Below are 11,553 nucleotides of genomic sequence, written 5' to 3' on the forward strand. Positions count from 1 at the left end.
CTTATTCCGCGTCGGTGAGATTGCGGATGATGCGCATGAAGATGCGTGCGCCGATATCGATCAGCTCATCCGGAAAGTCATAGTCGGGATTGTGCAGATTGGGGTAGTCCCTGCCAGCACCCAAAAAGAACATTGCCGATGACGAGACGGTGCGGAAGCGGCCGAAATCCTCGGAAGCGCGCATGGGCAAACCTTCCGAACCGTGGGAGATTTTCTCCTCATCCAGCGCCCGAAGAATGTGGTCGACCGCATCAGGCGCATTTTCGCAATGCAGGAAAATATCGTCGTAGGTGATATCGAGCGTCAGTTTCTGTTCGCCCGCCAGCTTTTTCGCGAGCGCTTCCGCAGCCGCGCAGAGCTTTTCCATCCGGTCGTCGGTGAGTGTGCGGAGCGTCGCCCAGATTTCCGCGTCGGCCGGGGAAATGCCGAAGGCCGCTTCGCCCATCACCGCATGGGTGATCGTCACCATCGAAAAATCGGGTTCTGGCGGAAAGCCGGAGCCGAGATCGGTCAAGGCCGGCATCAACTGCGATATTGCCCGCATCGGCGAAACGCCGTGTTCCGGCGAGGAGGCATGCGCCGTCTTGCCGGAGAAACGGATTTTAATGCCACGCGAGGCGCAGTTGACCGGCCCTTCCACGACGCTGACATGGCCGAATGGCAGGCCGGGGAGATTGTGCAGCGAGAAAGAATAATCCGGCTTTATCTCGCCAAAGCGCGGATCGGCGATGACGGCTGCCGCCCCTGCGCCGGTTTCTTCCGCCGGCTGGTAAAGGAGGATGACGCTGCCGGTTTGCGGTCGGTTGCGGGAAAGGCCAAGCGCTAGCGCCGTCAAAATGGTCGAATGGCCGTCATGGCCGCAAAGATGGCCCTTGCCGTCGGTGCCGGAGCGGTGGTCGGCCTCGCTTTTTTCGTGAATGGGCAGCGCATCGAGTTCGGAGCGGATCAGGATCGCCGGGCCGCTTTTGCCGCTGTCATAGACGGCTGCAACGCCATGACCACCCAGATCGGCGAGAAGCCGGTCGGGTTTTGCCTGTTCGAGGAAAGCGCGGATGCGCCCCGCCGTTTCCTTTTCTTCGCCGGAGATTTCCGGATGGCGATGCAGATCATGGCGAAGCTCGACGAGATCGAGCATGTCCTTATTGGTCAGAAACATAAAAATCCCTGTAAGTTGCGGTCGGCTTTCCCAGCCGCAACTTACAGATCATCGCCTTCAATGCAAAACCTTTGGCGGGTGCCAGCGTTTGCCCGTTGTCTTGGGCTTGGCGGCAAGGGTGATGACATCGGCAGGCAAAGCGGCCTTTGGTTTGGCCAGTTCCAGCCGTGCAAGGGCCGCGCGTGCTTTCTCGGCATATTCCAAATGTGCGGCGTCGTCCGAATGATAGTGCTGCAGCCTGTCGAGGATTTCAGCACCTTCCATCGCTCGTTCGGCGGCGATGAGGGCGACGGCGCATTTATAGAGCGCCTCGCGGTGGAACGGAGCGCGATTGGTCACCTGCCGGAAGGCCTCGGATGCCTCGTGATAATGTTGTTGCGCCAGCCGCGCCTCACCGATGCGCATCCAGAGCAGAACCGGGTCCTGACCGCTGGCAAGAAGCGCCAGAAAGGCGATTTCCGCCTCCCGAAACTCACCCCGGTCGAAAGTCAGGTTGGCGAGACCAAATTGCGCGCCGGAATGGTCGGGCGCTGCCGCCAATACCTGGGTGAAGGCGATGCTGGCGGCCGGTTTACTGCCGGACTTGTAAAATTTGAGGCCCTGTTCATAGACGAAACGGATACTGCGCGGATGCAGCGTGCCGCCGAGATTGTCGCCCGAGCGGGTGCGGAACAGCGTGCAGCTGAGCTTTTGCTCTTCCGGCCCGAAGAAATATTTATACGGCTCGTTGCCGCGCAGGAAGTCATAGGTTTTGAAACCCTGCTCGATGGCCCTGCGGATGCAGTGCCCGTGCAGCACGAGGCCGGGCGAGGGCGTCTTCCAGTTTTCGTCGCGGCCGGTGATGTAGAACAGCACCGACTTTTTCTGCCGGTCGATGATGTTGGCAAGCGCGCCCAGCGGCTGGTCGCCGAACCACAGGACAGGCACTTCCAGATCGCCACGGATATAAACATCCATCAGCATCTGTCGTGTTGCGCCGATCAGCAGTTCCGTGCGTTCCTTGCCCTTATGCGGCGCCCAGCGGATGCGCCAGAAGTCGAACAGGATGTCCATGTCCCGTTTGATCGTTTCTTTCGTTGCGAAAGTGATGCGATATTCATCGTCGCCCTCCACTTTCCGCAGAAAGCGCCTGAGCTTCTGGCGGGTCTGGCTGCTCATATGGCTGTCGAGATAGCCGTCGAAAGTGTCCGGCAGGCTGACGACCGGGCAGATGCAATTGTTGATGTTATAGGGGTTGGTCGGCATGTTGTCGCGGAACATGACAAGCGGCCCCTGAAGCGCACGGATCATCGCACTGTGCCGTTCCGGCGGGCCGGAGAGGTAATCGAGCTTGAGTTCGGTCCAGTTCTGCTGGCGAATGTAGGAACAGAAACCGGCGACGGCGTGATTTTCATAATCCGGCAGGGTGATGAAGCCGGTGTAATCCGCCGCCGCATTGCCGGCCATGACGATGCTGTCGTGGAAGCGGCCGGTTTTCTTGTCCGGCTCGGTGACGAGGCGCAGCGGGAAAAACGCCACATAGGGCGAGCCTTCCGGGCGTTCGCGCAGAGCCAGAATGAACCAGCGCTTGCGGCGCGGCATATAATCCCTGAGCCAGCCCCAGGAGAGGAAATGCCGCGCATGGGGATCGGCCATGAACACCGCTTCCCAGTTTTGCCGGATCGCCTCGAAACCGGCGTCGGTGTCGATGATGTCGATACGCATTCTTGCCCCCTCCCAATACAGATCACACATTCGGGAGGCTTCATTTTATGGGCAAACGGCTGGCTTCAAATATTCCCTTCGGGTGAAAGGCGCCCATCAAATGGGATTAACCCGTGGGGCGTTTGCCGCTGGGGCGCCGCGACAAAAAAGCCCTTGTCCACCGGTTGTAACTCTCTAACATGCGGGCTGAATGTTCGATCGGCTCAACGGTCCGCATGGCACGGGAGTTCTCATATGGCAGTTCCTTTTATGCTTCTGACCGGCGCCAGCCGTGGAATAGGACACGCCACCGTCAAGTTGTTTCAGGAGAAGGGCTGGAGAATCCTCACGGTATCGCGGCAACCATTCTCGGAGGAATGCCGCTGGCCATCGGCGCGGGAGAGCCATATCCAGGCCGATCTTGAGGATTTATCCGGCATTGAAGATCTGGCGGCCGAGGTGCGTTCGCGCCTGCCGGAGGGAAAGCTCGCGGCTCTCGTCAATAATGCCGGGATTTCGCCGAAAGGCGAAGGCGGCAGCCGACTTGGTGTGGCGGATACCACGGCTGACATCTGGACGCGGGTGCTCAACGTCAACCTCGTTTCAACGGCATTGCTCGCCCGCGCGCTTTTGCCGGAACTGGAGGCCGCGAAAGGCTCCATCGTCAATGTCACCTCGATTGTCGGCTCACGCGTGCATCCTTTCGCCGGTGTGGCCTATGCCACCTCGAAGGCAGCGCTTGCGGCGCTGACGCGGGAACTGGCGCATGAATTCGGCCCGCGCGGCGTGCGCGCCAATGCCATTGCGCCGGGCGAGATCAACACCGCCATCCTCTCCCCCGGAACGGCGGAGTTGGTTGAAGCCCAGGTGCCGCTCGGCCGGCTTGGCACCACGGCGGAGGTGGCGCAGACCATCTATTTCCTCTGCTCGGACCAGTCGAGCTACATCAACGGCGCGGAAATTCACATCAATGGCGGCCAGCACGTCTGACGCTTCAAGCCCATCCAACCGAACGGAGCCTTTATCGATGACCATTCTGCCGAATTCCGTCGAGGCACGCGATATCGCCTATCAGATGCACCCGAACGTCAACCTGCGCAAATTCGAAAAGACCGGCGGTCTGGTGATCGAAAGCGGTGATGGCATCTATGTCACCGACAGCAGCGGCAAGCGTTACATCGAGGCGATGGCGGGGCTGTGGTCGGTGGCGCTCGGTTTTGGTGAACAGCGGCTGGTGGATGCCGCAGTGAAGCAGATGCAGAAGCTGCCCTATTACCACACCTTCTCTTACAAGACGCATGGCCCATCCGTTGATCTCGCCGAATTGCTGATCGAGCTTTCGCCGGTGCCGATGTCGAAGGTGCACTTCACGTCGTCCGGTTCCGAGGCGAATGATCTTGCCGCCAAGATGGTGTGGTATCGCTCCAATGCGCTGGGCAAAAAGGACAAGAAAAAGATCATCGGCCGCATCAAGGGTTATCATGGCGTGACCATCGCGTCCGCCTCGATCACCGGCCTGCCGCGCAACCATGAAAGCTTCGACCTGCCGCTGGACCGTATGCTGCATACCGCTTGCCCCTCCTATGTGCATTTCGGCAAGGATGGCGAAAGCGAGGCGGATTTCACCGCGCGTATCCTGAAGGAGCTGGAGGACCTGATCCTTCGCGAAGGCCCCGAAACCGTCGCCGCCTTCTGGGGCGAGCCGGTGATGGGCGCCGGTGGGGTTCTCCTGCCACCGGAAGGATACTGGGAAGGCGTGCAGGCGATCCTGAAGAAATACGACATTCTGCTTGTCGTTGACGAGGTGATCTGCGGTTTTGGCCGCACTGGCAAGATGTTTGCCTGCGAGACCTATGGCATCAAGCCGGACGTGCTGGTCGTTTCCAAGCAGATTTCGTCGTCCTACATGCCGCTTTCGGCAATCATCATGAATGACAGTTTTTACCAGCCGATTGCCGATGAGTCCGACCGGATCGGCTCGTTCGGCCATGGTTACACCGCCTCCGGTCATCCGGTCGCGACGGCGGTGGGGCTGGAAAACCTGAAGATCATTCAGGAGCGTGATCTGGTCGGCAATGTTGCCCGGCTGGAGGGCAAATTTCTCGATCATCTGAAGGCGCTTGCCGATCACCCGCTCATTCATTCCTCGCGTGGTGTCGGTCTCCTTGGGGCGCTGGAGGTGAAGCCATGGGAAGGCCTGAAGGCCGGGGATACGACGCTCGCCATTGCCGCCGCCATCGAAGAGGAGGGTGTCATCACTCGGCCGATCGGTGAATCCATCTGCTTCTGCCCCCCATTGATCATCACGGCGGAGCAGCTGGATGAGCTGTTCGCTGGCGTGAAACGCGGACTCGACAAGGTCGCGGCCGCCCGCGGCTGACGGCTTAATCGATTGCGCTGGCCGAGCGTTCCTGCTCGGCTGGCCTATCCCCTGTAGGCGACGAGCACCGCGCCACAGGCGATCAGGACCACGCCGAGCCAATTGGGCAACGACAGTCTTTCCCCCAGAAACAGCACAGCAAAGACGGCGACGAACACGACGCTCAGCTTATCGATGGGGGCGACGCGGGCGGCATCGCCAATTTTCAGTGCCCGGAAATAACATATCCACGAAGCGCCGGTCGCCAGACCCGAAAGCACGAGGAACAACCAGGTGCGCCCGGAAATGGTGGAGGGCTGCTGCCAGTTGCCGGTGACATAAACCATCAGGCCGGCGGCGGCGAGGATGACGATGGTGCGGATGAAGGTGGCGAAATCGGAATTGACGTTTTCTATGCCGATCTTCGCAAAAATGGCGGTAAGCGCCGCAAAAGCCGCCGAGAGCAGCGCCCAGAATTGCCAGGCCAAAAACAGGTTCTTCATGTGATGCCGACTCCGTTCATCCATTCGGTCCCGTCTGGCTCTACAGCATCTGCCCGGCGATAAGAACTGTTTTCACTGCTGTATCTGAACGTGGAAGGCCGGCGCATCGATCACGATGCGCCGGCCTTCATGTAGGAGCCTGTCCGGACGGGGCCGGGACAGGCCAGACCTTGGGAGGTCGTATTATTCGGCGGGCTGAACCGATGCCGGCAGTGCCGTATCCACGTCCGCGATGCCGGAGATTTCTTCCTGACCGCTGAGCACGCGGGCAAGCTGGTCCTGATCCAGTTCGCCTTCCCAGCGAGCGACGACGATGGTGGCGACGGCGTTGCCAACGAAGTTGGTGAGCGCGCGGCATTCCGACATGAAGCGGTCGATGCCGAGGATCAGCGCCATGCCGGCAACCGGAACGGAAGGCACGACCGAGAGCGTTGCGGCGAGCGTGATGAAGCCCGCGCCGGTGATGCCGGCCGCGCCCTTGGAGGAGAGCATGGCAACGAGCAGCAGCAGGATCTGTTCACCGAAGGACAGGTGGATACCCGTCGCCTGCGCGATGAACAGCGCCGCCAGCGTCATGTAGATGTTGGTGCCGTCAAGGTTGAAGGAGTAACCGGTGGGGATGACGAGACCGACGACGGAGCGCTTGCAGCCGGCCTTTTCCATCTTGCTCATCAGGCCCGGCAGGGCGGCTTCCGAAGACGAGGTGCCGAGAACCAGCAGCAGTTCTTCCTTGATGTAGCGGATGAGCGCGACGATGGAGAAGCCGTTATAGCGGCAGACGGCGCCCAGAACCACGAACACGAACAAGGCCGATGTGATGTAGAAGGTGCCGATCAGCATTGCGAGGTTGGTGACGGACGAGATGCCGTATTTGCCGATGGTAAATGCCATGGCGCCGAAAGCGCCGATGGGGGCGGCCTTCATCAGGATCGCGACCAGCTTGAAGATCGGATACATCATGGCATGCATGAAATCGGTGACGGGCTTGCCCTTTTCGCCGACGATGCCGAGCGCGATGCCGAACAGAACCGAGAAGAACAGCACCTGCAGAATGTCACCGCTGGCAAATGCGCCGACGATGGTGGTCGGGATGATGTTCATCAGGAAGCCGGTGATGGTCTGCTCATGGGCCTTGTCTGCGTAGGTCGCGACGGCCTTGGCATCCAGCGTGGAAGGATCGATGTTCATGCCGGCGCCCGGCTGCACGGTATTGGCGACGATGAGGCCGACAACGAGCGCGAGGGTGGAGAACACCAGGAAGTAGATCATGGCCTTGCCGGCCACGCGTCCAACCTTCTTCATGTCGTTCATGCCGGCAATGCCGGTTGCGACGGTGAGGAAGATGACGGGAGCGATGATCATCTTGACGAGGCGGATGAAGCCATCGCCGAGCGGCTTCAGCTGCTCACCGAAGGTCGGATAGAAATGGCCAAGCGCGATACCGGCGATGATGGCGACCAGAACCTGGAAATACAGGTGCTTGTAAAATGGCTGCTTGGCGTGGCCTGCGGCCACGGCTGTGCTATCGATCATGTTTTTTCCTCCTCGGCCTCACCCTGCCTTTATTGGCCTCCCGGGATCGCCGTGTCGTTGACGGCTTCGCGCCGATTGCGGAGTCATGTGCAATACGCATGCCAGACTTGCTTATTTGTCGTAACTGACTGATTTAAAAAGTACTTTTTATTGACGCTTTACCGGCTCACAGGCATTTGTGTGGAATTCCGGACAAATTCTCTTGCGATCTGTGTGTAAATCCGCACAATTAGCGCATGACCTATCAGGATCAGGCACCTCATTCTCAGGCGAAACGTCGCGCGCAATGGCTGGCGCTGGCTGGCCTGTGGCTGCTCGTCAGTCTCGGTGCCCTGCTGGTGGCCGATGAATTCGCCCGTCACCAGGCAATGCGAACGGCGGGTTTCGAGGCTTCAACCGATGCCGAACTGAAGATTGCGTTGCTGAATGTCGCGCTGGAGCGGCCGCGGGCCATTCCACTGGTTCTGTCAGGCGATCCCGATCTTTCGACCGCGCTGGATGGCGGTGACGCCGTCGCCGTCGACCGGCTGAACCGCAAGCTGGAGGGGCTGATCGAAGGCACGCAGTCGTCGGTCATCTATGTGACCGGGCCGACCGGTCTGACCATCGCCTCCAGCAACTGGCGGGAGGACGACAGCTTCGTCGGTTCCAACTACGCGTTCCGAGAATATTTTCAGGCAGCGATGAAGACCGGCATGTCCGAACATTATGCGCTCGGCAATGTCAGCCGCCGGCCCGGTCTTTATATCTCCCGCCGTATCGATGCGGCGGACGGAAGGCCGCTCGGCGTTGTCATCGCCAAGGTGGAATTCAACCGTCTGGAATCGGACTGGAACATTGGCGGCAAGCCGGTCTATGTGGTCGACAGAAACGGAGTCGTGCTGATGACGAGCGTGCCGGAATGGCGCTTCAAGACCGTTGCGCCGATTGACGAGGCGCGGCGAAAGGTCATTTCCGAAAGCCTGCAATTCGGCAATGAGGCGCTGGCGATCCTGCCGTTCCGGGCAGCCCGCTCATCGGGCGATGATGTTCCGCTTATCCATGTGGATGAACCGGGGCGGGAGCGCGGTGATTATCTGCAGCTGGAAATGCCGGTGCCGACCACCTCCTGGACCCTGCATTACCTGCAACCCGTCGCCCCTGCGTTAAACGCCGCCATCCGCGAGGGCCGGGTGGTGGCGCTGGCGACGCTGATGCCGCTGATGGGTCTTTCGGCCCTGTGGCTGTGGCGCAGACACAAGGCGCTGAAGGAAAAGGAAGAGGAGCAGCGTGCCCGCACCGAGCTGGAAATGAAGGTGCAGGAGCGGACCCGCGACCTGACGAAGACCCGCGACCATCTGCAGGCTGAAATCGCCCTGCATGAAAAGACAACAGGCGAGTTGCGCAATGTGCAGCATGAGCTGGTGCAGGCCAACCGCCTTTCCATTCTGGGGCAGGTTGCGGCGGGTGTGGCGCATGAGATCAACCAGCCCGTGGCGACCATCCGCGCCTTTGCCGACAATGCCCGCACCCTGCTGAAACGCGACCGCATGTCCGAGGCGACCGAGAATCTCGAAAACATCGCCGCCCTGACAGAGCGCATCGGCACGATTACCGGTGACCTGAAAATATTGGCCCGCAAGGGCCGCACCGCCGCCGAGCCGGTCAGCCTCAAACTGGTCATCGAAGGTGCGGTCATGCTGTTGCGCAGTCGTTTTTCCGGGCAGATGGACGCGCTGGATATCGTCGTGCCGGATCAGGATCTGAAAGTGCTCGGCAGCCGCATCCGGCTTGAGCAAATCCTCATCAACCTTCTGCAAAATGCGCTGGAAGCCACGGAAGAGATTGGCGAAGCCCGCGTTGAGGTGCGTGTGCGGGAGGAGGGCGGCATGGTGATACTTTCCGTCAGCGACAATGGCGGGGGTATTCCGCAAGACATCCGCGCCCAGCTTTTTTCACCCTTCAATACCTCCAAGGAAAGCGGCCTCGGCCTCGGCCTCGTCATCTCCAACGACATCGCCTCGGACTATGGCGGACGTATCGAAGTAACGAGCAGCGAAGCGGGCACGTCTTTTTCCGTATATCTGAAGCGAGCATGACATGACGGTGGATGGAACCATATTCCTGGTGGACGACGATTCCCAGCTGCGCAAGGCGATGGTGCAGACGCTGGAACTCGACGGATTGCCGGTCACCTCATTTTCCCGTGCCGAGCAGGCGCTTGCGGCATTGAACGAGGATTTCGACGGGGTCGTCATCACCGATGTGCGTATGCCCGGCATGACCGGGCTCGAATTTTTCGACCATGTCCGCAAGATCGATGCGGATCTGCCGGTTATCCTCATTACCGGCCATGGCGATGTGCCGATGGCGGTCGATGCGCTGCACAACGGCGCCTATGATTTCATCGCCAAGCCCTTTCCGGCCGAACGCATGGTGGAAAGTGCCCGCCGGGCGCTGGAAAAGCGCCGCCTCGTACTGGAAAACCGCGCGCTTCGCCGCGCTGCCGGACAGGCGGAAGACGATCTGCCGCTGATTGGCCAGACGCCGGCCATGGAGCGGCTGCGCACCACGCTCAGGCACATTGCCGATACGGATGTGGATGTGCTGGTGGCGGGTGAGACAGGCAGCGGCAAGGAAGTGGTGGCGACCGCGCTGCACCGCTGGAGCAAGAAGCGCTCGCGGGGAAATTTTGTGGCGCTGAATTGCGGTGCGCTGCCGGAAACGGTGATCGAAAGCGAGCTTTTCGGCCATGAGCCGGGCGCTTTTACCGGCGCGCAGAAGAAGCGCGTTGGTCGCATCGAACATTCCAGCGGCGGCACGCTGTTTCTGGACGAGATCGAAAGCATGCCGCTTGCCGTGCAGGTGAAGATGCTGCGCGTGCTGGAAATGCGCGAGGTCTCGCCACTGGGTTCAAACGAGGAACGGCCGGTCGATATCCGCGTAGTGGCGGCGGCCAAGGTCGATCTCGGTGATCCGACTGAGCGCGGTACTTTTCGCGAGGATCTTTATTATCGGCTGAATGTGGTGACGCTGTCGATCCCGCCGCTGCGGGAGCGCAAGGCGGATATTCCGCTGCTGTTTTCCCACTTCGTCACCAAGGCCGCCAACCGTTTCAACATGGCCGTGCCGCAGATCAGCGCCGGCATTTCCCGCCGGCTTCAGGAGCATGACTGGCCGGGCAATGTACGCGAACTCGGGCATTTCGCCGAAAGAGTGGTTCTGGGGCTGGAAACGGAAGCGGCCGCCGCACCTGTTGCTCAGACTGCCATTCCCGCGTCCGGCACCTTGCCCGAGCGTATGGATGCGATCGAGGCGCGGATCATTCGCGAAACGCTGGTGCAGTCGAATGGGGATGTGGCGGAGACAATCGCGACGCTCGGCATTGCCCGCAAGACGTTTTATGACAAGCTGCAACGCCACGGCATTAACAGGGCGGATTATGTGAAGAACTGAAGGGGGCGTGAAAGAGCCGCAACGCTTTGGGTGGCTTTTCCCACCCTCGGTGTCATCCTCGCCCTTGAGGCGAGGATCCATCGGCGCTCGAAAGTGTGGGTCCTCGCCTCAAGGGCGAGGATGACGGAGGAGACGTTGGCACGCATCGACAGTGTGACGCTCAGCCTCTCTGCTGTCGCTTCTGCTGGAAGTCGCTGTCGCGATTAGCCCGCGACGCAGAAATGACGCTGGCCGTCATAATCCGTGTAGGTGCCGGTGCGTGTGTTGAAGCTCCGGTAGCGCTGCGAGCAATAGTCGTACCAGGCGTTGGTCCACGGCTCGATGGTGCGATAGGTGGCGCGCTGACCATAGACCGGGCGGCTGTCATAAACCGGCTGCGGGCGATAGACCGGTGCCGGACGATAGACGGGCGCGGGGCGGTAGACCGGAGCCGGGCGGTATTCCTGGTAGTCCGGCTCATCATAGACATAGCTCGGCTCATAACGGCGGGGCGGGTCGATGTAGACGCGCTCATCATCCACCGGTGCCGGGCGGGAAAGGGCGGAGCCGACGGCGACACCGGCGGCAAGGCCAAGTACGCCACCCAGAATGGCGGCGTCGCGGCGGTCACGGCGGCCCCAGTCGTCGGCAGACGCGGTGTTGAAAGGAACGATGGTCGCGGCGGCAACGGCGACGGCCAGAACGGTTTTAGCTGCAAAGGACGACATGGTCTTTTTCCATCCAGAACGGCAGGGGCGCTGCCAGTTGCAAATTCGATGGTTAAAGAAATATAGCGCCGCTGCTGAACGGGTGCTGAATGAATTGTGGCGTGTTAACGGCCGAAATTCGAGCGCGTCCCGATTTTCGAAAGCCGCGCCGCCGGGTGGCGGCGCGGCAAGCGTTGA

Annotated in this window: 9 protein-coding genes; 4 read left to right on the top strand and 5 right to left on the bottom strand. The window is 60.5% G+C overall.

Annotated elements, in window-relative coordinates:
- Position 1: 1 nt before the first annotated feature.
- Positions 2–1,156 carry an amidohydrolase gene (locus AKG12_RS12420; protein WP_052819021.1) on the bottom strand — a complete coding sequence of 385 codons (1,155 nt, stop codon included), beginning with the start codon at positions 1,154–1,156 and terminating at the stop codon, positions 2–4.
- Positions 1,157–1,213: 57 nt separating this feature from the next.
- Positions 1,214–2,860 carry a GNAT family N-acetyltransferase gene (locus AKG12_RS12425; protein ID WP_052819022.1) on the bottom strand — a complete coding sequence of 549 codons (1,647 nt, stop codon included), beginning with the start codon at positions 2,858–2,860 and terminating at the stop codon, positions 1,214–1,216.
- Between the two features lie 234 nt (positions 2,861–3,094).
- On the opposite strand from AKG12_RS12425, the gene AKG12_RS12430 reads away from it, so the two are divergent.
- Complete coding sequence (locus AKG12_RS12430) at positions 3,095–3,829, top strand: SDR family NAD(P)-dependent oxidoreductase (protein ID WP_046800763.1); 735 nt, start codon at positions 3,095–3,097, stop codon at positions 3,827–3,829.
- Between the two features lie 37 nt (positions 3,830–3,866).
- Positions 3,867–5,219 carry an aspartate aminotransferase family protein gene (locus AKG12_RS12435; RefSeq protein ID WP_052819023.1) on the top strand — a complete coding sequence of 451 codons (1,353 nt, stop codon included), beginning with the start codon at positions 3,867–3,869 and terminating at the stop codon, positions 5,217–5,219.
- Positions 5,220–5,263: 44 nt separating this feature from the next.
- Here the strand turns inward: AKG12_RS12435 and AKG12_RS12440 are convergent, their stop codons facing one another.
- Both AKG12_RS12440 and AKG12_RS12445 read right to left on the bottom strand, forming a co-directional pair.
- Positions 5,264–5,701 (bottom strand): EamA family transporter, encoded by a 438-nt coding sequence (locus tag AKG12_RS12440; protein ID WP_052819024.1) that lies wholly within the window; start codon positions 5,699–5,701, stop codon positions 5,264–5,266.
- 183 nt (positions 5,702–5,884) lie between these two features.
- The gene (locus AKG12_RS12445) at positions 5,885–7,234 is read right to left on the bottom strand and encodes a dicarboxylate/amino acid:cation symporter (RefSeq protein WP_052819025.1); all 1,350 of its coding nucleotides are present in this window, start codon (positions 7,232–7,234) and stop codon (positions 5,885–5,887) included.
- A 236-nt stretch (positions 7,235–7,470) separates the two neighbouring features.
- On the opposite strand from AKG12_RS12445, the gene AKG12_RS12450 reads away from it, so the two are divergent.
- Both AKG12_RS12450 and AKG12_RS12455 read left to right on the top strand, forming a co-directional pair.
- A complete protein-coding gene (locus tag AKG12_RS12450; RefSeq protein WP_052819026.1) occupies positions 7,471–9,312 on the top strand; it encodes a sensor histidine kinase in 1,842 nt (613 codons plus the stop codon).
- 1 nt (position 9,313) lies between these two features.
- Positions 9,314–10,669: a sigma-54-dependent transcriptional regulator gene (locus tag AKG12_RS12455; RefSeq protein WP_046800768.1), complete on the top strand. Its 1,356-nt coding sequence runs from the start codon at positions 9,314–9,316 to the stop codon at positions 10,667–10,669.
- 203 nt (positions 10,670–10,872) lie between these two features.
- Here AKG12_RS12455 and AKG12_RS12460 read toward each other — a convergent pair whose 3' ends face one another.
- Positions 10,873–11,376: a BA14K family protein gene (locus AKG12_RS12460; RefSeq protein WP_052819027.1), complete on the bottom strand. Its 504-nt coding sequence runs from the start codon at positions 11,374–11,376 to the stop codon at positions 10,873–10,875.
- Positions 11,377–11,553 lie beyond the last annotated feature (177 nt).

The sequence above is a fragment of the Agrobacterium sp. SUL3 genome (genome assembly GCF_001263295.1).
Classification (GTDB): domain Bacteria; phylum Pseudomonadota; class Alphaproteobacteria; order Rhizobiales; family Rhizobiaceae; genus Agrobacterium; species Agrobacterium tomkonis.

What these genes read in the sequence shown, in the direction of transcription:
- AKG12_RS12420 (WP_052819021.1), bottom strand. Translation starts at nt 1,156, where the DNA reads ATGTTTCTGACCAATAAGGACATGCTCGATCTCGTCGAGCTTCGCCAT.
- AKG12_RS12425 (WP_052819022.1), bottom strand. Translation starts at nt 2,860, where the DNA reads ATGCGTATCGACATCATCGACACCGACGCCGGTTTCGAGGCGATCCGG.
- AKG12_RS12430 (WP_046800763.1), top strand. Translation starts at nt 3,095, where the DNA reads ATGGCAGTTCCTTTTATGCTTCTGACCGGCGCCAGCCGTGGAATAGGA.
- AKG12_RS12435 (WP_052819023.1), top strand. Translation starts at nt 3,867, where the DNA reads ATGACCATTCTGCCGAATTCCGTCGAGGCACGCGATATCGCCTATCAG.
- AKG12_RS12440 (WP_052819024.1), bottom strand. Translation starts at nt 5,701, where the DNA reads ATGAAGAACCTGTTTTTGGCCTGGCAATTCTGGGCGCTGCTCTCGGCG.
- AKG12_RS12445 (WP_052819025.1), bottom strand. Translation starts at nt 7,234, where the DNA reads ATGATCGATAGCACAGCCGTGGCCGCAGGCCACGCCAAGCAGCCATTT.
- AKG12_RS12450 (WP_052819026.1), top strand. Translation starts at nt 7,471, where the DNA reads ATGACCTATCAGGATCAGGCACCTCATTCTCAGGCGAAACGTCGCGCG.
- AKG12_RS12455 (WP_046800768.1), top strand. Translation starts at nt 9,314, where the DNA reads ATGACGGTGGATGGAACCATATTCCTGGTGGACGACGATTCCCAGCTG.
- AKG12_RS12460 (WP_052819027.1), bottom strand. Translation starts at nt 11,376, where the DNA reads ATGTCGTCCTTTGCAGCTAAAACCGTTCTGGCCGTCGCCGTTGCCGCC.